This is a genomic window from Brevibacterium gallinarum (assembly GCF_014836885.1).
Taxonomy (GTDB): domain Bacteria; phylum Actinomycetota; class Actinomycetes; order Actinomycetales; family Brevibacteriaceae; genus Brevibacterium; species Brevibacterium gallinarum.
In genome coordinates this window covers 16,648-39,081 of sequence record NZ_JACSPY010000021.1, presented here as the reverse complement: position 1 = coordinate 39,081, position 22,434 = coordinate 16,648, and the positions used below count along the sequence as shown (strand labels likewise).

Genomic DNA, 22,434 nt, shown 5'->3' with positions numbered 1-22,434 from the left:
AGCGCCGAGGCGGTGCCCGCCGCACCGGCGTCCGGTCCCGAGGCGGCGCCCACCCCACAGGTGTCCGGTCCCGAGGCGGTGTGCGCCGAGACGTCGTTCGTCACCGAACGACACGAAACTGCTCACTATATGGCACAGATTGACTCATGACGTGACACGACCGCAGCGGCGGGCACACAATGGGGAGGTGCTGATTCATGAACAGAAGATCTGGAACCTGCCGACCGCCAGCGACGTCGAGGCCGCTGCCGCGCTCATTTCGGATTCCATCATCACCTCCCCGCTGCACATCTCCGAACGCCTGTCCGATGCGATCGGCTCGACGATCTACCTCAAGCGCGAGGATCTCCAGCTCGTGCGCTCGTACAAGATCCGCGGTGCATTCAACTTCCTCCTGCAGCTCAACGCCGATGAGCGCTCCCGCGGAGTCGTGTGCGCCTCGGCGGGCAACCATGCGCAGGGCTTCGCGAAAGCATGCAAGGAGCTCGGCGTCAAGGGCCGGATCTTCGTACCGAAGACGACACCGCGGCAGAAGATCGACCGGATCCGCTATTTCGGCGGCGATGAGGTCACTGTCGTCATCGACGGCTCGACCTACGACGACGCCTCGGATCTGGCGGCGAACTACGCCGAGACCTACGGCGCGCTGCTCGTCTCGGCCTTCGACCACCCGCGCACCGTGGCCGGGCAGGGCACGATCGCCCCGGAGATCCACGAGCAGCTAAGCGAGGATCCGGACTTCATCATCGTGCCGGTCGGCGGCGGCGGGCTGCTCGCCGGCATCGCCGCCTACGCTGCCGAGCACATGCCTGAGACCCAGGTGATCGGCGCCGAGCCGGCCGGCGCGGACTCGATGATCGCGGCACTGGCCGCCGGCCGCCCGGTCACCTTGGAGAACATCGACTCGTTCGCCGATGGCGCCGCCGTGCGCCGGGCCGGGGACCTGACGTACCGGATGATCGCCGACCTCGGCCTGCGCATCGATCCGGTGCCCGAGGGCCGGGTGGCCTCGGAGATGCTCGAGCTCTACCAGGTCGACGGGATCATCGCCGAACCGGCCGGCGCGCTGGCCTCGGCGGCGATCGGCGGGGCGCATTCGCGCGCCCCGATCACGATTCCGCCGGGCTCGACGGTCGTGTGCATCGTCTCCGGCGGCAACAACGACATCTCCCGCTACTCCGAGGTCATCGAGCGCTCGCTCGTGTACGAGAACCTCAAGCACTACTTCATCGTCAACTTCCCGCAGGAGCCCGGGGCGCTGCGCCGCTTCCTGTCCGAGGTGCTCGGCCCCGATGACGACATCTCGCTGTTCGAGTACATGAAGCGCTCCGACCGCGAGACCGGCCCGGCATTCGTCGGCATCACCCTCGGCCAGGCGCAGAGCCTGCCCGGCCTGCTCGCCCGGATGGACGCCTCACCGCTGGAGATCGAGAAGGTCTCCTACGATTCGCCGCTGTTCCGCATGTTCGTTTGAGCCCCGCGCCCGAGGCGATGGCTGCGCAGTGCGTGTGTGATCGTGTGGCGATACTGACCGCACAGACAGCCCTGGACGCTAGGCTTGCGTCATGCGCGCGATGACGATTCCTCAGCCCGGCGGCCCGGAGGCCCTGGTGCTCGCCGACGACGTCGAAACTCCCGCGATCGAGCCCGGCTCCGTGCTGGTCAAGGTCCAGGCCGCCGGCATCAACCGAGCCGACATCCTGCAGCGGCAGGGCCACTACGACCCACCCGAGGGCGCCACCGACATCCCCGGCCTGGAGGTCTCGGGCACCATCGCCGAGGTCGGCTCCGAGGTGACCGGCTGGAAGACCGGCGACCGCGTCGCCGCCCTGCTGTCCGGCGGCGGCTATGCCGAGTACGTCGACGTGCCGGCCGGCCAGCTGCTGCCTGTCCCCGATGACGTCGACCTCACCGCGGCAGCCGCTCTGCCGGAGGTCGTCTCCACCGTGTACTCGAATGTCGTCATGGAGGCCGGGCTGCGTGCTGACCAGTGGCTGCTCGTCCACGGCGGCGGCTCGGGCATCGGCACATGCGCCATCCAGCTCGCCAGGGCGCTCGGCGCCCGCGTGGCCGTCACCGTCGGCTCGGAGCGCAAGGCTGCGTTCTGCCGCGAGCTCGACGCCGATGCCGTCATCAACTACCGCGAGGAGGACTTCGTCGACCGGATCCGCGAGATCACCGCATCCGATCCCGCCACCGGCCCGGCCGGCGACCCGTGCACCCCGGGTGCGAACGTCATCCTCGACCTCATCGGCGCGAAATACCTCGAGCGCAACATCAAGGCCCTGGCAAACGACGGCCGGCTCGTCATCATCGGCATGCAGGGCGGGGTCAAGACCGAGATCAACCTCGCCCGCCTGCTCACCGGCCGCAAGCACGTGCTCGGCACCACCCTGCGCGCCCGCCCGGCTGCGCAGAAGGCGCTCATCGTCGCCACGGTCCGCCAGCACGTGTGGCCGCTCGTGCTCGACGGCACCATCCGCCCGATCATCCACGACACGCTGCCGCTGGCCGAGGCCGGACGCGGGCACGCGATGCTCGAAGATGGCGATAGCATCGGCAAGGTGCTGCTGCGCGTCGGCGATGACGCCCAGCCCGCCTGACCGCCCCCACGAAGGAGACGAGGACGATATGACCGACGAGACCACCCCGCAGGCCCCGCACCTGGAGACTCTCGCGCAGGCCGCCGCCCGCCTCAACGGCGCGCACAGCACCCCCGGTCCCGAGGCGGGCCCCGCCTCGGGTGCCGACGGGACCACCCAGCAGGGTGAGCAGGAAGCGCAGCGCCAGGACACCTCGGGGCAGGACACCGCGGGCCCGGAACGCACCGGCCAGGAGGCCTCCGGCGCCGAGGCGGGCCAGCAGTCGGCGCGCCAGCAGGGTGGGCAGGAGCGCTCGGCGAAGATCTCCGAGCCCGGCAAGATCGTGCGCGTGGGCACGATGGCCCAGCAGCTGCTGGAGGAGGTCCGCAAGACCGATCTCGATGAGGCCGGCCGCGAGCGGCTGGCCGAGATCCACCGCCGCACGATCGAGGAGCTTTCGGCGGGCATGTCCGATGAGCTCATCGACGAGCTCAGGCGCCTCGATCTGCCCTTCGGTGAGTCGGAGACCCCGTCGATCGGTGAGCTGCGGATCGCGCAGGCCCAGCTCGTCGGCTGGCTCGAAGGTCTCTTCCACGGCATCCAGACCGCGCTCATGAGTCAGCAGGCGCTCGCGCAGTCGCAGTCAGGGCAGGAGGCCGGCGCGCTGCCGCGCGGGGCGGTCGTGATGGGCCAGGAGGACGGCGGCGAGGACAGCGAGGCTGAGGCCGAGCAGCGGCCTGGCAACTACCTCTGAGACCGGCGTGGGCATCCTGTCCCGCCTGACGGGACTGTTCTCCCCGGCCGAGCACGCTGCGCGTGAGGCCGACCGTGAGTTCGGCACCGGGGTGTGGCGCCAGCACCACGACCGGTTCATGCGCGCCGTCGACCGCTTCTACGAGACCGCTGTCGCGCTCGGCCGCGAGACCGGGGACTCTGCGGCGGCCTCCCAGGCTGCCGGTGAGCAGATCGCGGCCCTCACCGCGCCGCTGAATGAGGCCGCCGAGCAGGTCACCGAGCTGACCCGCCGGCTGCATGCGCGCTGGCCGCTCGAGGGACTCGTCGTCCCCGCCGGCGTGCGCAGTGCCTGCGGGCCGCTGCCGGAGAAGCTGTCCCAGGCGGCGACCAAGGCCGCCGAGGCCGGGCAGGCGGCGGCGATGGCCCGGATCGCCGTGCGGACGGGGCAGGACCCGACAGCCCCGACCGCGGCCGCGGCACGGTTCGTCGACGATGTCACCGCGCTCATCGACGAGTGCGTCCGCCTCGACGCGGGAAGCTGATAGATATAGAGGTACGGGCACCCCGCCTGTGGGGTGCCGGCAGCAGCACGCATTCACTAGGTGCATGTATTCAATAGGTATGCGTTTTCATGAGATATCGGCGAGACGGAGGCCAGCAGTGAGCGAGACGGGCGCACCGCAGGCCCCGCATGAGCATCCGGAGAACATCCGGCTCGTGGCCAGCGATGTCGACGGCACCCTGCTGCAGCGCTTCCAGCCGATTCCCCAGGCCACCATCGATGCGGTGAATGCGCTGGTGGCCGCCGGTGTCGACTTCGTGCCGGTGACCGGCCGGCCGGTGCGCTGGCTGGCACCCCTGCAGCGGGATCTGCCGATCGTGCGCCACGTCATCTGCGCCAACGGCTCGATCGTGTACAACCTGCAGCGCGATGAGGTCGTCCACGCCCACCTCATCAGCACCGAGGTTCAGCACGAGCTCATCAGCCGGGTGCGGGCGCACATGCCCGAGGCGAAACTGGCCTTCGAGACCCTCGATGCCTTCTGCATCGAACCGGGCTTCGTCACCCGCTGGCCGCAGGAGGCCGTCACCATCGACCCGGCTGAGAGCCCGGACATCCGCGAGGTCGCCAAGATCATGGTGCGCGGGCCGTCGACGGACTCCGATGCGATGCTCGCTGCTGTCAGCGAGCTCATCGGCGATGCGCTGCACGCCACACACTCGAATCCGACGACCGGGCTCATCGAGCTCGCTGCTGCCGGGGTCACCAAGGCGCATACGCTGGCTGAGTACTGTCAGCGCCGTGGGATCGACGCCGACGATGTCGCCGCATTCGGCGATATGCCCAATGACATCGAGATGCTCACGTGGGCCGGCTGGGGGTATGCGATGGCCGACGGCCACCCGACCACCCTCGCCGCAGCCCGCGCCGTGGCCCCGGCGGTCCGTGATGGCGGCATTACTGAAACAATCCGGGCTTTCGCAGCCGCCGCGCAGCGCCGTGGATGAGCTGCCGACTACGGCCTGCGTGCAGATAGTCCGAAATTCAGACAAAATTCTTTCAGCCTGTGACGACCGTCCTGACCTGCACAAATGACACGTGCTGCGGAGATTCTGTCGCCTGGGCCACGTTTCCAGGTTTCACTTCAAGGGCACTCAGGCTACTCTGAGATTCGTGTGTTGCGGAACGGTAACGATCTTCCCCGCGCCTAGCCCGCAGCCAACACCAGCACTCAATACCTTTGGAGTACATACGACATGACGAAACGCTACTCGCTGCGGGCACTGGGCCTGAGCGCTGCGATCATCGTCGGAGCAGGCGGTTCCCTGGCCGCTTCCCCGGCTTTCGCAGCCCCAGAAATTCTGCCGACAGCAGGCGCTGAATTCAAGAAGTTCGAAGACCAGGCGTTTGCCGCAGGCGCGGCAGGTGTCGGCACCGCAGGCAAGGACGTGCTCCTTGCCCTCGATGTCACTGCCGACAACGCCGATGAACTCCGCGAGCTCGGCCAGAAGCACGACAACGTCGAATTCCTCGAACTCAACGGGCCCATCAAGCCTGCCGCCGCTGATGAAGTCGTCGGCGGTTCGGGCTACATCGTGGGTGCAGGCGGTCTCTGCTCCTTCGCATTCTCAGCTTGGACGCCTGAAGGCGACGAAGCCGCGCTCACGGCGGGCCACTGCGGCCAGCCCGGCGCCGGCGGCGATGTCTCGCGCAGCGTGCCTCAGACCGACGTCGAGTTCACCGGCGGTGAGCAGGATCCGATGGACCCGAAGAAGTACACGGCAGAGCCGTTGGACAGCTTCGGCACGTTCACTGCCTCCCAGTGGGGCGGCAAGACCGACCCATTCGCACCTGAAACAGACCCGACAGTCACCGACATCGCCGTCGTCGAGAAGACGAATCCCGACCTGAAGATGAAGCCGGAAGTGACGGACTGGACGACGAAGGCCTCGGGCGATCTGGCGAAGTCCACGCAGACCATCACGTCCGTCGGCAAGGCAACCAAGGGCCAGACGATCAAGAAGTCCGGGCGCACGACCGGGCTCACTCAGGGCACGGTCGAAGGCGACATGGTGTTCGGCGTCACCGATATCGAGGACCCGACCAAGCTGCACTACGTCACCGGCTTTGTGGCAACGAACACGCTGCGCCCCGGCGACTCGGGCGGTGCCTGGTTCAACGACAAGGGTGAAGCACTCGGCATCTCCTCTGCCTACGTCCTCGGTTCAAAGGACTGCGCTGAAGACGACCCGAACTGCTCGGAGCATGATTTCTCGTTCGTCACCGACATCAACCATGGTCTCGAGCAGATGCCCGCAGGCACCGAAGTGCGCCTGCACGTCGACGCTCCGACGGTTGCTGATGCGACTGTGGCACCGGGTGCAACGGTCTCCGGCACGACTGAGTCGAACGCCACCGCTGAGGCGGCCGAGGGCAGCGAGGATCCTGCTGGGTTCAAGGCTGCGGCCGGCACGTTCTCGTTCACGGCTCCGACTGAGCCGGGCGAGTACACCTACTCCTTCATCGCACGCAAGGGCAAGTTCAACGTCTCGGAGAAGACCACTGTCACAGTGACCGTTGAAGCCAGCGCGCCGACGCCGACCGACGATCCGACCACGGAACCGACCGACGATCCGACGGCAACGGAGGACCCTTCGGACGATCCGACCGCAACCGAGGATCCGTCGGATGACCCGGTCAAGCGTGCACTCGCGATCGACCCGGAGAACATCAAGGCAACCGACTTCGTCAAGAAGGATGCTGTTGAGATCCTCGCCACCGGCTGCACCCCGGGCACCGAGGCCAACCTCGAGGTCAAGCCGCGCGGCTCGAACGTCACCGGTCACACCGACACCGCCACGGTCGATGAGGACGGCAACGTCGGATTCACCGTCTACGGCGAGAACGCCGACATGCCGAACGCCTACATCGGCGAATACGACGTCACCGTCTCCTGCGACGGCGGCGACGACCTGACCGGCACCTTCACTGTCACCGAAGCCGGTGGCAAGGACGATGACGGCAAGGGCGGCGACGACAAGAAGGATGACAAGAAGGAACTGCCGCGCACCGGTTCTGAAGCACTCGGCTCCCTCGGGGCTGCAGCCGCTCTCATCGCCGGTGGTGCAGGACTCTACGTCCTCGCTCGCCGTCGGAAGAACTGACGCCGCTGACACCGTGACTGCCTGACAGCAGGAACGCCAGCTGATTCGGGCTGTGAACCACTCCGGTTCACAGCCCGAATCGCATTCACACGGCAGCAGCAAAAGGGCTAGCCTGACAGCATGAACTCCGACCCCCGCGACCATGACGACAACTCGCTGACAATGCACGACGTGGCCGGCACCTGGCGATCAGACGAACCCGGTCAGCCGTACTTGACTTTCAACGACGAAGGAGCGGCATGGGGAACCGACGGCTGCAATGGGATCAACACCTCCTACACGCTCGAGAAGTCCACCATCACGATCGAACCGTGGATCGCCACCGCTCGCGCCTGCCTGGGCGTCAACGATTGGCTGAGCATGGCCCGCTTCGCCGAAATCCACGGTGACACCATGACCGTTCGCGACCGGAATGACGATGTCATCGGAACCCTGATCCGATCTTCCGAAGACGTCAGAAAGCCCTGACAATCAGCGGTGCCGCACTGCTGTGTCTCAGCCCCCGAAGTATCCTGGAACACATGAGAACACTGAAAACTGCCACGTTTGCCGCAGCTGGCATTTCGCTGCTTGCGCTCTCCGCGTGCGGAACTGACGACGGCAACGGCACTGTCTCCCCGAGTGAATCCCCCAACGCCACAGAGACCTCCGAGGAGACCAGCACCGCAAACCCCGGTGACCCGTCTGGCGATCTGACACCCGAGACACTCGAAGGCAAGTGGGGCGCCGACCAGAAGGGCGACCCATTCCTCGAATTCAAGACCGATGAGACTGTCATCGGCACCGACGGGTGCAACGGCATCAACAGCACCTACACGATCGAGGGATCAACGGTTCACATCGAACCATGGGTGACAACAGCCAAAGGCTGCCCAGATATCGACACCTGGCTCAGCGGCGCCAGCACTGCCGAAATCACCGACTCACATGAGAACGCCGATGAGATGACCGTCAAGGACAAGGACGGCAAGGAGATCGGCACGCTCATCCGGGAGAAGTAGGACTTCCCCCAGCAACCCTCCGCTCTTCCAAGGCCACACGGCCTGGGCGGCTGAGCTGCCTCAGCTGTCCAGGCCGAAGTACTCTTCGAGTGCAGTCGCCAGGCCGTCCTCCTGCACCGTCCCGGTGACGACGTCGGCCTGTGCCTTGAGCTCGTCCTTCGCCTGACCCATGGCGATGCCGTGGGCGACCCACTGCATCATCTCCATGTCGTTCATGCCGTCGCCGGCACACACGGTCTCCGACCGTGCGACGCCCAGCTGCTGGCAGACGTACTCGACGCCGCTGGCCTTCGACACCCCCTCAGGGGCGATATCGAGCCAGTTCGACCAGCCCACGGAGTAGGTCACACCGTGCAGGCCGATCCGCTCGACGGCGTCCAGGAACTCCTCGTTGCTGCCGTTGAGCTCACGCATGACGATACGCGTGGCTTCCTTGTCCATGAGCTCATCGAAGCTCACGAGATTGAGCTGCTCATTCGACGCCAGCTCGCCGACCGGGAACTCCCCAGACGCCCAGCGCATGAGCTCGGGATCCTCGACCATGAACAGCGCCATCGGCAGGTGCTCGCGCATCCGAGTGAGCATCGGTGCCGGATCAAAGGTCTCCACGTGGTTGACTTCCCAGCCGCGCTCGGCCTCCGGGGTGATCCGCACGATCACCGAACCGTTCGACGCGATGAGGTACCCGTCGCGCTGCCCGAGACGGTTGGCCACCTCGAGCGCTCCGCCGGCTGAGCGGCCGGTTGCGATGACGACGTGGTGGCCGGCAGCCTCAGCAGCCTGGATGGTGGAGCGCACCCGATCGGTCATCATGTCGTCGTAGTCGACGATCGTGCCGTCTACGTCGAGAGCAATGATGTGGGGCTTCAATCTTCTCCTCAGTCTTCGTAGCGTGCGCCGTCCGGCCCGTAGCTCGACATGCCGCCGAGGTAGGGGCGCAGCGCAGTGGGGATGCGCACCGAGCCGTCGGCCTGCTGGTGGTTCTCCAGGATGGCGACGAGCCAGCGGGTGTTGGCCACGGTGCCGTTGAGCGTGGCGACCGGGCGGGTGCCCTTGTCGGTGCGTTCGCGGATCTTCAGGCGGCGGGCCTGGAACGTCGTGCAGTTCGACGTCGAGGTCAGCTCACGGTAGGTCTCCTGCGTCGGCACCCACGCCTCGCAGTCGTACTTCTTGGCAGCCGAATCGCCGAGGTCGCCGGCAGCGATGTCGACCACCCGGTAGGGCAGCTCGCACTTGGCCAGCATCTCCTCCTGGATCGACAGCATCCGCTCATGCTCCTCCAGCGCGTCCTCCTGCTTGACGTAGGAGAACATCTCGACCTTCTGGAACTGGTGGACGCGCAGGATGCCGCGGGTGTCCTTGCCGTAGGAGCCGGCCTCGCGGCGATAGCAGGGCGACCAGCCGCCGTAGCGCCTCGGCCCGCCGTCGAGGTCGAGGATCTCGTCCATGTGGTAGCCGGCCAGCGGCACCTCTGAGGTGCCGACGAGGAACAGGTCGTCGGCTTCGAGGCGGTAGACCTCATCCGCGTGCTCACCGAGGAAACCGGTGCCTCCCATCACCTCAGGCTTGACCAGCGTGGGGGTGATGACAGGACTGAAACCGTGCTTCTCAGCAGTGTCGAGGCCCATCGTCAGCAGCGCCAGCTCGAGACGGGCGCCGAAACCGGTGAGGTAGTAGAAGCGGGCACCGGAGACCTTCGCCCCGCGGGCGGTGTCGATCGCGCCGAGGCCCTCACCGATCGCGAGGTGATCCTGGGGTTCGAAGCCCTCGGCTGCGAAATCGCGCGGGGTGCCCTCACGGCGCAGCTCAACGGAGTCGTCCTCCCCGCCGGCGGGCACGCCGTCGATGACGAGGTTCGGCAGCTTGCGCACGAGTTTGTCGAAGGCGAAGCCGGCTTCGTCGGCATCGGCCTGCAGTGCCTTGACCTTCTCCGCTTTGCCTTTGGCCTCGGCGACGAGCCTGGCTTTGGCGTCCTTGTCCTTCTCCTTGGCGACCTGCTTGCTGAACGACTTCTGCTCAGCGCGGGCCTCCTCGAAGGACGTCAGCGCTGCGCGCCGGGCCTCGTCAGCGGCGAGGATCTCATCGACGAGTCCCGGATCCGCCTCACGGGCCTGCTGGGAGGCCTTGAACGCCTCGGGGGTTTCTCTGAGCTGCTGTAGATCGATCACACACCTAGCCTATCGCTGCGATGACAGGACGTCTCCCAGCACCCGTTCACCGGAATTTCGCCCGCTCAGGCTGAGTCAGCTGGACCGGTTCGCGGAGTAGATTGGTGTCATGGAATCTTCAACCGGAATGCTCTTCCTTCTGGCCTTCGCCGTCGTCATCCTATGTGTCGGTCTGTTCATCGGCTACTGGCTCGGTTCCCGCTCACGTGCCGCGGATCGCCGGGCAGCGCAGCAGTCTGCTGCGGGCAGGGATCAGCAGCTCGATGTTGAGGATCTCACGAGCGCAGACAGCCAGTCGGGCCAGAGTGCCGATATCCCGCCGAAGCCGCGCGCGGCCGTCATCATGAACCCGGTCAAGGATGTGACCGGTGACTTCGCCGCGGTCGCCTCGGCGGTGTGCCGCCAGGAGGGCTGGCAGCCGCCGCTCATCATCGAGACCACCGAGGACGATCCCGGTGAGGCGATGGCCCGCAAGGCGCTTGACGCCGGAGTCGACCTCGTCGTCGCCGCCGGCGGTGACGGCACCGTGCGCGCCGCCGCCGAGGTGCTGGCCGGCACCGACACTCCGATGGGCATCATCCCGATGGGCACCGGCAATCTGCTGGCCCGCAACATCGGCCTGCCGCTCGACCGGCAGGAATGGGCGATGCGCATCGCCCTGTGGGGCCAGGACAAGCCGATCGACATCGGTCACGCGCAGACTGCCCCCGATGGTGAGGACTCCGCCTTCCTCGTCATGGCCGGGCTCGGCTTCGACGCCGCCGTCATGGCCGACACCGACTCCGACCTCAAGTCGAAGGTCGGCTGGCTGGCCTACTTCGAGGCCGGTGCCCGCAAGCTCGTCGGCTCCCCGACCCGCGTGACGATCACCGTCGACGGCGAGCAGGCGCTGCGGGCCAAAGTCCGCTCGGTGGTGGGCGGCAACTGCGGCAAGATCCAGGGCGGCATCATCCTCATGCCCGAGGCCGACATCGCCGACGGCATCCTCGACCTCCTCGTCGTAGCCCCGAAGAACGCCTTCCAATGGATCGGTGTGGCCGCCTCGGTGTTCTCCCGCCAGAAGCGCAAGGGCCTGCACACGCAGATTCTGCGCGGCGAGTCCGTCGTCATCGAATGCGAAGAGAAGATCGACATGCAGATCGACGGCGACCCGCTCGGCGAGACGGACTACCTGGCCATGCAGGTCGAACACCATGGTCTCATCGTGCGCACCCCAACCCGGGAGCAGACCCGCCTCATCCGTCAGGAGGGTTGGCCGCTGCCCGTCGCCTGAGCCTCTTCCGCTCAGCTGAACCTGGGTATATCCTGAGTATCCGGTCGCCCGGCTTGAAAGGCACGCCATGAGACTCTCCCGCACCTGCGCAGCAGTCCTCATCGCCTTCACCATGTCCGCCGGTGCCACCCCAGCCCTCGCGCAGCCCGCCGATGACGCCATGCAGGCCACCAGCCCGCGTCCGGGCAGCAGCACTGCTGAGGATCGGAGCCCAGCTCCGGAGCAGACGGTGCCCGACACCTCGCCGACCGCACCGGATAGCACGCACGAGCACTCAGCCGACGAATCCGGCGGCTTCACTCAGTCACCGGCGACGCCCGAGGCGGAGACCCCGCAGCCTGCCGCCACCGGGGACACGACCGCAACGGAACCGGCACCTGCCACGGAGACCGCGACCGGCACCTCGGGCACGGAAGAGGCGACTGCGGAGAAGACCCTCACGATCGAGCCGGGCAAGCTGAGTGCCTCGGATTTCGTGCGCGAGGACGCCGTCATCATCTCCGCCACCGGCTGCCAGCCGGACGCCGATGCGACGATGACCGTCATCCCGCAGGGCATGAACGTCGGCAACTACTCCGAAACCGCCACCGTCGACGCCGATGGGGCCGTCGCGTTCAGCGTCCACGGCCAGCACGACATGATGGCCCAGACCTACGCCGGCGACTACGCAGTTACGGTTGCCTGTGCCGGGAATGACCAGCGCACCGGCAGCTTCACCGTCACCGCCGATGCCGCACCGACCCCGAGCGCCGAGCCGACGGGCACGCCCGGCGGGCAGCACGGCCGCGGCGCCCGGCTGCCGCGCACCGGCAGCGACCTGCTGGCCGCAGCCGCCGGCGCGATCCTGCTGACCGTCGGCACCGCCTCGGTCGTCTTCACCCGCCGCCGCGGCTGAAGCTGCGGGCGCAGAGTTCTCGCTGGATTCATCTAACCGCCAGTGCCGCGATGCTTCGATCCGCTTGGCTGGGTGTGTATCGATCCTGCTTCTGCGAGGTGTCCTGTGAAGACTCTGCTCTCTGCCCTGTCGCTGCGCGGTCTTGCCGCCGGTGCGGCAGCCCTGCTCGCCGCCGGTGCCGGTGTCGCCGTGGCGGCTCCCGCCCAGGCGGCCGACGTCACCGTCGACATGCCCTACCCGATCCCGGTCTCCGAGCTCGCCGACGGCATCCCCGTCACCGTCACCACTGATCCCGGCGCCGAGGTCGACGTGCGGTCGGTCAACGCCATGTTCAACGGCGGTTACACCCTGCCGATCGAAGACGTCGACCGGTTCGACGGCGCAGCCGATGAGTCGGGTGAGTACTCGTTCACCCTCGCCGCTGATGACGCGTTCGTCTCCTCGTTCAAACCGGAGCGCAATGCCACGGTCGGCGAACTGCAGCCCGATGAGGCCGTCGTCGTGCAGGTGAGCAGCGCCAGCAAGAGCACCTCGAAGACGACAGTCGTGACCTACGACGCCGGACACATCGCTGGGCCGGAGACGGCGACCGCCGCCGAGGCGCAGGCTGGCCTGGCATTCTCGGTCCAGGAGGGCCCGGCAGTGGGCTACAGCTACTCCCCTGCCGCGGCACTCGGTGATGAGCCGATCGCAGACGTCGCACCGGAGAGCGTAGGCCCGGCAGAGGAGTTCACCGTCACCGCGCCGGATTCGGTGGCTGTCGGCGATGAGATCACCGTCAGTGCAGAGACGGTCAAGGGCTCCAACCGGCTGCCGGACACGCTGCCGGTCACCCAGCACACCGTGCGCATCGTCGAGGAGCCGACCGAGGACCCCACCGGTGATCCCACGACGGACCCGACGGACGCACCAACCACGGACCCGACCGCAGATCCCACGATTGACCCGACGGACGAACCAACCACGGAGCCGACGGACGACCCGACGGCGGAGCCGACCGACGGCCCTTCCACCCCGGCTGCGCGTGAGCTGAGCGTCGATCCCGAGCGGATCGCAGCCGCCGACTTCGTCAAGGAGGGCGCTGTCACGATCGTCGCCACCGGGTGTGAGCCGGGCACAGACGCTGAGCTGACAGTGACGCCGGAGAGCGAGAACATCGGCACTCACGTCGACACCGCGACCGCCGATGCCGACGGCACGGTCCCTTTCACCGTCTTCGGCGACAATCCCGAAGCCGCCGAGTCTTACATCGGTGCCTATGACGTCGTCGTCGCCTGCCCCGGTGGAGATGACCTCACCGGTGCCTTCACCGTCACGGCCGGCGACGGCTCAGACGATGACGGCTCCGGCGGCGATGACAGCGGCACAGATGGCAATGGGAGGAACGGCGACGACAAGCGCGATGACCGCAGCCGTCTGCCGCGCACCGGTTCCGAACTCACCGCCGCCGGTGCCGGCCTGGCGCTGCTGGCCATCGGCACGGCCGGCATCATGCTGACCCGCCGCCGCAGCTGAGCCGGTCATCACGACGCATCACCCCCGGTGGTCTGTGCCACCGGGGGTGATGCGTTCCACGCGAGTGACCAGGCGAAACCCTCGCGCCTGAGGATCGCCTGCCGATACCCTGGGAGCAGAACCTGCGGTGACGCCCATCCCCGACGTGCAGCTGAGGAGCAGCAATTCCCATGAATGATCGCCCCACTTCTGACAAGCCCGCAGAGCGCCGGTCACCCCTGCGCTCCCGAGCGGAGAAGCGCTCGAAGCAGCAGGCCGAGGCACGCGCAGATCAGCGCGCCGTCGCCGAGCACGATGGCGGCTCGAGCACCGCGAGCTCCAAGCACCACGATGGATTCTTCGCCCACCTCGGGCTCAAGCCGATCTGGTTCGCCGCCGCCTGGCTCGCCCTCATCGTCGTCCTGCTGCTGCCTGGCGACCCGGAGCTCGGCGTGGCCGGTCAGCGGGCGCTGGCGATCCTCGCCTTCGCCGTCATCCTGTGGGTCTCCGAGGCTGTGACCTATCCGGTCTCCTCCGTCATCATCATCGGCCTGACCGCGATCCTGCTCGGCTTCGCCCCTGCGCTGGAAGACGGTGCCGGCCCTGAGCCGATGGGCTCGACCGAGGCGCTGAAACTCGGCCTGGCTGGCTTCGCCTCCCCAGCCGTCGCGCTGGTCGCAGCCGCGCTCGCACTCGCTGCGGCGATGCAGGCGACCGGACTGCACAAGCGGCTGGCGCTGTGGGTGCTGCGGTTCGCCGGTGAGAAGACGAGCAGCATCCTCATCGGTGCGATCGTCATCTCGATCGTGCTCGCGTTCTTCGTCCCGTCTGCCACCGCTCGCGCCGGGGCCGTGGTGCCGATCCTGCTCGGCATGGTCGCCGCGTTCGGCCTGGCGAACAATTCGAAGCTCGGCGCACTCCTCGTCATCGCCGCCGCGCAGGCGGTCTCGATCTGGAACGTCGGGATCAAGACGGCTGCCGCGCAGAACTTCGTGGCCACCGGTTTCATCTCCTCGGAGATGGGCGTCGACGTCGCCTGGGGCTCCTGGTTCCTGTGGGCAGCCCCATGGTCGGTACTCATGTCGATCACCCTGTACTTCGTCATGCGCTGGGCGATCAAGCCCGAGGCCGACAAGATCGACGGCGGCCGCGAGATGATCCGCCAGAACCTCTCCGAACTCGGCCCGATCACCGCCCGCGAGATCCGCCTCATCATCATCGCCGTGCTGCTGCTGATCCTGTGGTCGACTGAGGAGGTGCTGCACCCGTTCGACTCCTCGACGGTGACGATCGTCGCGATCGCGGTGATGCTCACCCCGAAGATCGGCGTGTTCTCCTGGAAGGCCGTCGAGAAGCTCATCAACTGGGGCACACTCGTCGTCTTCGCCGTCGGCATCTCGCTCGGCTCCCTGCTGCTCAAGACCGGTGCCGCCGCGTGGCTGTCGTCGAAGACCTTCGGCGCAGTCGGCCTGTCGGAGATGCCGATGCTGGCGATCATCGCCGTCGTGTCGGTGTTCACCATCCTCATCCACCTCGGCTTCGCCTCAGCGACCTCGCTGGCCTCGGCCCTCATCCCGGTCTACATCGCCCTGGCGATGAGCCTGCCGGGTGCGGCCCAGGGCGGGTTCGGCTTCGTCATCATCCAGCAGTTCGTCATCAGCTTCGGCTTCCTGCTGCCGATCTCGGCACCGCAGAACATGCTCGCCTACGGCACCGGCGCGTTCACCGCCAAGCAGTTCCTCAAGACCGGCATCCCGCTCACCATCGCCGGCTACCTGTTCGTGCTGCTTCTCTCGGCGACGTACTGGAAGTGGCTGGGACTCGTCTGAGGGCTCAGGTTCAGGCAGGCGCGGGCCGAGGTGGGACGTTAAGCTGAGGACATGGCAATCGATGCAGATCAGCTTCAACGCGACCTCGACCTGCGGCTCCTCGGCGAGCAGTTCTTCCTGCAGGCACTCGACCAGCTCTCCCGCGCCGATCTCGACCAGCCCTCATCGCTGCCCGGCTGGACCCGCAAGCACGTTGCAGCACACGTCATCCACAACGCCGAGGCGTTCATGCGGCTGCTCGAATGGGCCCGGACCGGTGAGGAGAACCGGATGTACCCCTCGCGGCAGGCCCGCGATGAGGAGATCGACTCGACGGTCGCCCACACCTCCAACGGTGACGTGATGACGATGGCCCATGAGGTCGTCGACGAGCTCAGCGACGAGTTCGACGACATGGACGATGAGGCCTGGAGCGCAACGGTCGTCAACGGGCAGGGCAAGGACATCCAGGCCGCGCAGATCCCGTGGGCGCGGGCGCGGGAGGCCTGGATGCACTCCCTGGACCTCAACATCGGGATGACGACCCTCGACTTCCCGGCCGCGATGGTCAACGCACTGCTCGATGAGATCACCGGCATGTGGATCGCCCGCGACGAACCGGTCAACTTCAAGCTCAACATCACCGACCGCGACGACTCCCCGCGCATGGTCGTCGCCGGGCCGGACGACACGCGTCCAGCCGAGCCGATCGAGGTGACCGGCGAGGCCGCCGAGATCGTCTCCTATCTCACCGGGCGCGGCTGGCCCAACTCCGGCGTCGAGGACAACGACAAGGGCGCCTCGGGAACGGCGACTCCGCAGGACCTCCCCAAGCCGCCGCCCTGGATCTAGCACCGACAACGACGAGGAAGAGGACGAGCGTCATGAGCTACCCACCCCAGCCGCCCCCGCCGAACGGCCCGCCAGCAGGCGGTCCGCCTCCGGGAGGTCAGCAGCCGCCGGGTGGCCAGCAGCCTCCTGGTTCCCAGCCTCCAGCCGGTCCGGCGCAGCCCGGCGGCCAGCACCCCGGTGGCTCGCACGCAAGCAGCAGCATGCACCCGGCCGACAGCCCAGCCGGCCAGCAGGGACCAGGCGGACCCGGGTACGGAGCGCCGTCGGCACCGCAGTACGGCAGCCAGGCACCTCTTCCGGGCCAGCAGCCGCCCCAGTATCCCGGCCACCAGGGACACCAGGGTCGGCAGGGACAGCAGCCACCGCAGTATCCCGGCCAGGCGCCGCAGTACGGCGGCCAGGACCCGTGCGCCACCGGCACCGGTGCCCCGAAGCCGAAGTCGAAGATGCCGCTGATCGGCAAGATCCTGACATTCGTCGGCGCCGGCATCCTCGTGCTCACCATCATCGGCGGCATCGTCATGACGATCGCCGGTGCCTCGTCCCTGTCAGGGTTCTCCGACGAGGCGATCCGCGTCAACGGCACCACGAACCAGTTCTTCGAAGCGGAATCCGAGTGGCAGGTCTACGTGCCGGAGGACTCCGGCTTCACCAGCTGCACGATCACCGGGCCCACCCCGGTGAGCAAGGGCACGAATCAGACGTCGTCCTACTCCTTCGATGGCAGGACCTATGAGTCGATCGACGGGTTCTCGGTCCGCGAGGCGGGCACCTACTCGATCACGTGCAACCAGCCCGATGTCATCCTCGCCCCACCGCTGTCGGCCGGCGGGGTCTTCTCCACCGTCGGCGGCATCCTCATCGCCGTGTTCGGCGGTCTGCTCGGTGTGGGCTTGACGATTCTCGGCATCATCCTGTGGATCGTCGGCCGGAAGCGAGCACAGCAGGCATGACCGAAGCACCAGTTCGACAAGGTCCGCCGGGAACGGCGGCAGCACCGCAGACGGCCCGGCCTGCCGGTGCTGTCATCCGCTGCGCGGTCGTGTTCGGGTTCATCGCCTGCTGGGTGATCGCCGGGTCGTTCTTCACCACTGCGCTGACCGAAACGCCCGGCCACTGGGTGCCGTGGGCGTGTGCCGTGCTCACCGCTGGCCTCACGGCGGTGACGCTCACCCGGCTGCGGTGGACGGCGGCACTCGTGCTCTCCGGGCCGGCAGCCGTGCTGCTCAGCTGGTTCGCACTCGCCCCGCTGTTTCTCGACACCATCATCTGAGGCGATCAGTCCGGGCCGCACAGCCGGGACAGCGCAAGCGGCGCCCAGCTTCTGCGCTGGGCGCCGCTTCGCATCGTCAGGTCTGAAACCTCACCGTCGATCGTCTCGCAGGCTGCCGCGTCACCGGCGGCGGTAGAGGAGGATGTCGCGGGAGGCGCGATCGGCCTCGCTCCCGCCGGGCCGGGCGCTGGCTGCCGAGGGAAGAGCCCCGGCGATGCGCACCCGCGGGCGCCTGCCGTGCATGACGGAGACGATGTCACCGCTCTGCCCGGCGGCGAAGACCCGTGATTCGGCCTGCACGCGCTGCCGCAGTCCCTCGATCTGCTGGCGCAGCTCGTGCACGGCGGCATGTGCCTGGGTGGCGGCGTCGCGGGCCTCGTCGAGGTCGCGGCGCAGGGCGAGGATCTCCTTGATGCCGGCGAGGTTGATGCCGTCTTCCTTGCTCAGCTTCTGAATCAGCCGCAGCCGCTCGATGTCGCGCGGTGAGTAGCGCCGCCCGGCACCGGCAGTGCGCTTGGGCACCACCAGGCCCATCCGGTCGTACTGCCGCAGCGTCTGCGGGTGCATGCCCGCCAGCTCAGCGGCGACGGAGATGACGTAGACGGCTGCTGTCGCTCCGATGTTCATCGTCGCTCACCCCGCTCACCTCTCCCGGGCCCGATCGAGCAGCCCGGCTCGCGGATCCTCACCGCTGGTCGCCTCACGGAAGGCCTCGACCGCCTCCTTGGCCGTGGGCGTCAGGTTCTGCGGAACGGCGATCTCGACGGTCACCAGCAGGTCACCGGTGAGCTTCTTCGTCTCGATGCCCTTCCCGCGCACCCGCAGGGTGCGGCCCGACGGTGTTCCGGCCGGGATCTTCACCCGCACCGGCATCCCACCGAGCGTCGGGACCTCGACCTCGGCGCCGAGGGCAGCCTCGTCGAAGGTCACCGGCAGGGTCATCCGCAGGTTCGCGCCGTCGCGGGTGAACACCGGGTGGGGTTCGACCTGCACGGTGAGGATGACGTCACCGGAATCGCCGCCGTTGGGGCTGGCCTTGCCCTTGCCGCGCAGGCGGATCTTCTGCCCGTCCTTGACGCCGACCGGCGTGCGCACGGTCAGCGGCTTGCCGCCGGGCATCGACAGCTTCACGGTCGCGCCCTTGGCGGCTTCGGTGAAGGACAGCGTCGTGTTCGCCTTGATGTCCCCGCCCTTGAGCGGGCCGGTGGAGAAGCCGCCGCCGTAGGGGCTGTCATAGGGGCTGCCGCCGTAGGAGCCGGCGAATCCGCCGAACAGATCAGCGAACTCCGGGGGGATGTCCCCGCCTGCCGATCCGGCCGGCCCGCCGCCGGGGCTGCGGGTGGTGTAGCGGGTGCGTGTGCCCCCGCCGCCGGTGTTGAACAGGCCGGAGAAGATGTCCTCGAACCCGCCGGCACCGCCGGGTCCGCCGGCACCGGCGGAGAACCGGGCGCCGCCGCGGCCCATCGCCCGCACCTGGTCGTACTGCTCGCGGGTCTCCTTGTCCGACAGCACCTGGTTGGCCTGCCCGATCTGCTTGAACTTCTCCTCAGCGGCCTTGTCACCGGGGTTGGTGTCCGGATGGTACTTCCGGGCCAGCTTCCGGTAGGCCTTCTTGATCTCGGACTGCGAGGCGTCCTTGGAGACGCCGAGGATCTTGTAGTAGTCCGTGTCGAACCATTCGTTCTGAGGTCCGGAGTTCACCTGGCACCTCCTTTCCGGCTCGCGCCGTCATCGTGTGTCGTGTGTGTCTGGATGTCGGTCCCTGTCTGCTGTGCGGCAGCCGCGGCTGCCGGTCTGTCGTTCCTCACGCACCGCATGCGCAGGCGGACTGCCTGCCCATCCGGTCCGTGCCCGAGGCGGTGGCCGCCTCGGGAACGGAATCCGCAACTCATGCTGCGGGCGGCTCACGCCGGGTGCCGGCTGGGCAGATCAGTCTGCCGGGGCCTGCACGCCGACGCGGGCGGCGCGCAGCACCCGCTCGCCGAGCATGTAGCCCGGCTGCATGACGAGGAACACCGTGGGTGTCTCGACCTCGTCGCTGGGCTGCTGCATGAGCGCTTCGTGGATGTTGGCGTCGAACTCCTCACCGACCTCGCCGTACTGCGTGACGCCGAGCTTGGCGAGCGTGTCGAAGAGCTTCGTCACATGCGTGTCGAAGGGGCCCTCGACGTCGCCGTTCTCACGCGCCAGGCGGACCTCGTCGAGCACCGGGAAGAGCGCCTCGACGACGCTGGCGACACCGGCCTCCTTCGCACGGTCCTGCTCGCGCTGGGAGCGCATCCGGTAGGCGGCGTATTCGGTGTTGATCCGCTTGAGGTGATCGAGCAGCTCGGCCTCGGTGTCGTTAGCCGGGCTGACGTTCTCCGGATCGAGTGCGCCGTCCCCTGCCTCCGCACCCGAGGCGGCAGGCGCCTCGGCCTGCGCGGTTCCCTCAGCCTGCTCGGTTCCCTGAGCCTGCTCGGCTGCCTGGGCTGCCGGGTCGGTCTCGGCGGCCGGTTCGCCGCCGGTGGCGACCTCCGGGCCGTCGCTGTCGAGCCGGCCCTCGGCGGCTGCCGCCTGTGCCTGCTCCTGAGCATCGCCGGCGGCGCCGGAGCCGGCCTGGGGCTCGCGCACCTGGCCGGTCTCCGGGTCCACCCGACGCTTGTCGGTGAACGAGAAGCCCTGTTCAGGATTCTCGGCGGACATCACTTCTTCTCCTCGTCTTCGTCGACCACTTCAGCGTCGACGACGTCGTCCTCAGTCGCATCGGAACCGGCGTCTGCGGTTCCCTCGGCACCGGCAGCGCCCTCGGCGCCGCCCTCCTGACCCTGCTGGTACAGTGCCTCGCCGATCTTCGTCTGAGACTGGCTGAGCTTCTCGACGGCGGTCTTGACCGCGTCGTCGTCCTCGCCCTTGAGCGCTTCCTTCACCGCGTCGACGTCGCCCTGCACCTCGGTCTTGACGTCCTCGGGCAGCTTGTCGTCGTTGTCGGTGATGAGCTTCTCGGTCTGGTAGGCGAGGTTCTCAGCCATGTTGCGGGTGTCAGCAGCCTCGCGGCGCTTCTTGTCCTCGTCGGCGTGCTCTTCAGCCTCGCGGACCATCCGGTCGATGTCCTCCTGCGGGATCGCCGAGCCGCCGGTGATCGTCATCGACTGCTCCTGGCCGGTGCCCTTGTCCTTGGCGGACACGTGCACGATGCCGTTGGCGTCGATGTCGAAGGACACCTCGATCTGCGGCATGCCGCGCGGTGCCGGGGCGATGCCGGTGAGCTCGAAGGTGCCCAGCGGCTTGTTGTCCCGGGTGAACTCGCGCTCGCCCTGGAAGACCTGGATCGACACGGAGGGCTGGTTGTCCTCAGCGGTGGTGAAGGTCTCGGACTTCTTCGTCGGGATCGGGGTGTTGCGCTCGATGAGCTTCGTCATCACACCGCCCTTGGTCTCCAGTCCGAGGGACAGCGGGGTGACGTCGATGAGCAGCACGTCCTTGCGCTCACCCTTGAGGACACCGGCCTGCACGGCGGCGCCGATTGCGACGACCTCATCGGGGTTGACGCCCTTGTTGGGCTCCTTGCCGCCGGTGAGCTCCTTGACGACCTCGGCCACGGCCGGCATGCGGGTCGAACCGCCGACGAGCACGACGTGGTCGATCTCGTCGACCGAGATGCCGGCATCGGCGATGACGGCCTTGAACGGAGCCTTCGTGCGCTCGAGGAGGTCCTTGGTGAGGTCCTCGAACTTCGCGCGGGTGAGGGTCTCATCCAGGTGGACGGGACCGTTGTCGCTCATCGACAGGTACTGCAGCGAGATGTTCGTGCTCGTCGCCGAGGACAGCTCCTTCTTCGCCTGCTCTGCGGCCTCCTTGAGGCGCTGGACGGCAGCGGCGTCCTTGGTCAGGTCGACGCCGTAGCCGTTCTTGACCTGGCTGACGAGCCAGTCGACGATCTTCTGATCCCAGTCGTCGCCGCCGAGCTCGTTGTCACCGGAGGTCGCACGGACCTGGATGGTCGAGAAGTCATCGTCGTCCTTGCCGACTTCGAGCAGGGACACGTCGAAGGTGCCGCCGCCGAGGTCGAAGACGAGGATGAGCTCGTCCTCCTTGCCGCGCTCGAGGCCGTAGGCCAGTGCGGCCGCGGTGGGCTCGTTGATGATGCGCAGGACGTTGAGGCCAGCGATCTTGCCGGCGTCCTTGGTGGCCTGGCGCTGCGAGTCGTTGAAGTAGGCCGGGACGGTGATGACGGCGTCGGTGACCTCTTCCTGCAGGTACTCCTCAGCATCGTGCTTGAGCTTCTGCAGGATGCGGGCGGAGACCTCGGGGGCGGTGAGGGTCTTGCCGTCGAGCTCGGTGGTCCAGTCGCTGCCCATGTGGCGCTTGACCGAGGCGACGGTGTTCTTGACGTTGAGCACGGCCTGGCGCTTGGCGATCTCACCGACGAGGGAGTCGCCGTTCTTGCTCACCGCCACGACCGAGGGGGTGGTGCGGCCGCCTTCTGCGTTGGCGATGACCTTGGGGTCGCCGCCTTCGAGCACAGCCACGACCGAGTTGGTGGTGCCGAGGTCGATTCCTACTGCACGAGCCATAGTGTTTCTCCTTTTCTTCTGAGTCAGGCCCAACCCGGCTGACGCCGGTGTTGAGTGCATCTGACTCAAGTCTTGTCACGCTGAATTCGAGTGTCAAACCCAGCATCATGAAAGTTGCGTACACCAGACTC

Annotated in this window: 21 protein-coding genes; 15 read left to right on the top strand and 6 right to left on the bottom strand. The window is 67.5% G+C overall.

All coding sequences use genetic code 11. The features are described from left to right. The first annotated feature begins 187 nt into the window (after positions 1-187). The 8 genes from ilvA (at position 188) to H9634_RS13750 (ending at position 7,984) form a co-directional block, all read left to right on the top strand. Complete coding sequence (gene ilvA, locus H9634_RS13785) at positions 188-1,474, top strand: threonine ammonia-lyase IlvA (protein WP_404801694.1); 1,287 nt, start codon at positions 188-190, stop codon at positions 1,472-1,474. Positions 1,475-1,565: 91 nt separating this feature from the next. Then, entirely contained in the window at positions 1,566-2,603 is a 1,038-nt protein-coding gene (locus tag H9634_RS13780; RefSeq protein ID WP_191727377.1) for an NAD(P)H-quinone oxidoreductase, read from the top strand. Between the two features lie 28 nt (positions 2,604-2,631). Further along, positions 2,632-3,336, top strand: a complete 705-nt coding sequence (locus tag H9634_RS14820; protein WP_263598824.1) for a bacterial proteasome activator family protein — start codon at positions 2,632-2,634, stop codon at positions 3,334-3,336. Between the two features lie 7 nt (positions 3,337-3,343). Continuing rightward, complete coding sequence (locus tag H9634_RS13770) at positions 3,344-3,859, top strand: hypothetical protein (protein ID WP_318245126.1); 516 nt, start codon at positions 3,344-3,346, stop codon at positions 3,857-3,859. Positions 3,860-3,977: 118 nt separating this feature from the next. Next, on the top strand, positions 3,978-4,826 hold the full coding sequence (locus H9634_RS13765) for an HAD family hydrolase (protein ID WP_191727376.1): 849 nt from the start codon (positions 3,978-3,980) through the stop codon (positions 4,824-4,826). Between the two features lie 249 nt (positions 4,827-5,075). Continuing rightward, entirely contained in the window at positions 5,076-6,983 is a 1,908-nt protein-coding gene (locus tag H9634_RS13760) for a S1 family peptidase (RefSeq protein WP_191727375.1), read from the top strand. Positions 6,984-7,103: 120 nt separating this feature from the next. Next, positions 7,104-7,451 (top strand): META domain-containing protein, encoded by a 348-nt coding sequence (locus tag H9634_RS13755; protein WP_191727374.1) that lies wholly within the window; start codon positions 7,104-7,106, stop codon positions 7,449-7,451. Between the two features lie 53 nt (positions 7,452-7,504). Beyond that, on the top strand, positions 7,505-7,984 hold the full coding sequence (locus tag H9634_RS13750) for an META domain-containing protein (RefSeq protein WP_175293276.1): 480 nt from the start codon (positions 7,505-7,507) through the stop codon (positions 7,982-7,984). A 60-nt stretch (positions 7,985-8,044) separates the two neighbouring features. Here the strand turns inward: H9634_RS13750 and H9634_RS13745 are convergent, their stop codons facing one another. Beyond that, positions 8,045-8,854, bottom strand: a complete 810-nt coding sequence (locus H9634_RS13745; protein WP_191727373.1) for an HAD family hydrolase — start codon at positions 8,852-8,854, stop codon at positions 8,045-8,047. Positions 8,855-8,862: 8 nt separating this feature from the next. Then, positions 8,863-10,152 (bottom strand): serine--tRNA ligase, encoded by a 1,290-nt coding sequence (serS, locus tag H9634_RS13740; RefSeq protein ID WP_191727372.1) that lies wholly within the window; start codon positions 10,150-10,152, stop codon positions 8,863-8,865. Between the two features lie 109 nt (positions 10,153-10,261). Between serS and H9634_RS13735 the strand changes: the two genes are divergently transcribed. The 7 genes from H9634_RS13735 to H9634_RS13705 all read left to right on the top strand — a co-directional run bounded on the left by H9634_RS13735 (position 10,262) and on the right by H9634_RS13705 (position 17,747). Beyond that, a complete protein-coding gene (locus tag H9634_RS13735) occupies positions 10,262-11,425 on the top strand; it encodes a diacylglycerol/lipid kinase family protein (RefSeq protein ID WP_225210983.1) in 1,164 nt (387 codons plus the stop codon). A gap of 67 nt (positions 11,426-11,492) precedes the next feature. Continuing rightward, entirely contained in the window at positions 11,493-12,320 is an 828-nt protein-coding gene (locus H9634_RS13730) for a hypothetical protein (RefSeq protein WP_191727371.1), read from the top strand. A gap of 105 nt (positions 12,321-12,425) precedes the next feature. Continuing rightward, entirely contained in the window at positions 12,426-13,835 is a 1,410-nt protein-coding gene (locus tag H9634_RS13725; RefSeq protein ID WP_191727370.1) for a hypothetical protein, read from the top strand. Positions 13,836-14,005: 170 nt separating this feature from the next. Continuing rightward, entirely contained in the window at positions 14,006-15,643 is a 1,638-nt protein-coding gene (locus tag H9634_RS13720; protein WP_191727369.1) for an SLC13 family permease, read from the top strand. Between the two features lie 51 nt (positions 15,644-15,694). Then, on the top strand, positions 15,695-16,474 hold the full coding sequence (locus H9634_RS13715) for a maleylpyruvate isomerase family mycothiol-dependent enzyme (protein ID WP_191727368.1): 780 nt from the start codon (positions 15,695-15,697) through the stop codon (positions 16,472-16,474). 200 nt (positions 16,475-16,674) lie between these two features. Next, positions 16,675-17,427, top strand: coding sequence for a hypothetical protein (locus tag H9634_RS13710; RefSeq protein ID WP_191727367.1), 753 nt, complete (start codon positions 16,675-16,677; stop codon positions 17,425-17,427). Continuing rightward, entirely contained in the window at positions 17,424-17,747 is a 324-nt protein-coding gene (locus tag H9634_RS13705) for a hypothetical protein (RefSeq protein ID WP_191727366.1), read from the top strand. Before H9634_RS13710 ends, H9634_RS13705 begins: the two co-directional genes overlap by 4 nt. A gap of 120 nt (positions 17,748-17,867) precedes the next feature. Here H9634_RS13705 and H9634_RS13700 read toward each other — a convergent pair whose 3' ends face one another. The 4 genes from H9634_RS13700 to dnaK form a co-directional block, all read right to left on the bottom strand. Further along, positions 17,868-18,374, bottom strand: a complete 507-nt coding sequence (locus H9634_RS13700) for a heat shock protein transcriptional repressor HspR (protein WP_191727365.1) — start codon at positions 18,372-18,374, stop codon at positions 17,868-17,870. Between the two features lie 15 nt (positions 18,375-18,389). Continuing rightward, positions 18,390-19,448, bottom strand: a complete 1,059-nt coding sequence (locus tag H9634_RS13695) for a DnaJ C-terminal domain-containing protein (protein ID WP_191727364.1) — start codon at positions 19,446-19,448, stop codon at positions 18,390-18,392. A gap of 228 nt (positions 19,449-19,676) precedes the next feature. Continuing rightward, positions 19,677-20,432, bottom strand: coding sequence for a nucleotide exchange factor GrpE (locus H9634_RS13690; RefSeq protein ID WP_191727363.1), 756 nt, complete (start codon positions 20,430-20,432; stop codon positions 19,677-19,679). Further along, entirely contained in the window at positions 20,432-22,303 is a 1,872-nt protein-coding gene (gene dnaK / locus H9634_RS13685; RefSeq protein ID WP_191727362.1) for a molecular chaperone DnaK, read from the bottom strand. The genes H9634_RS13690 and dnaK overlap by 1 nt, the downstream gene beginning before the upstream one ends. Positions 22,304-22,434 lie beyond the last annotated feature (131 nt).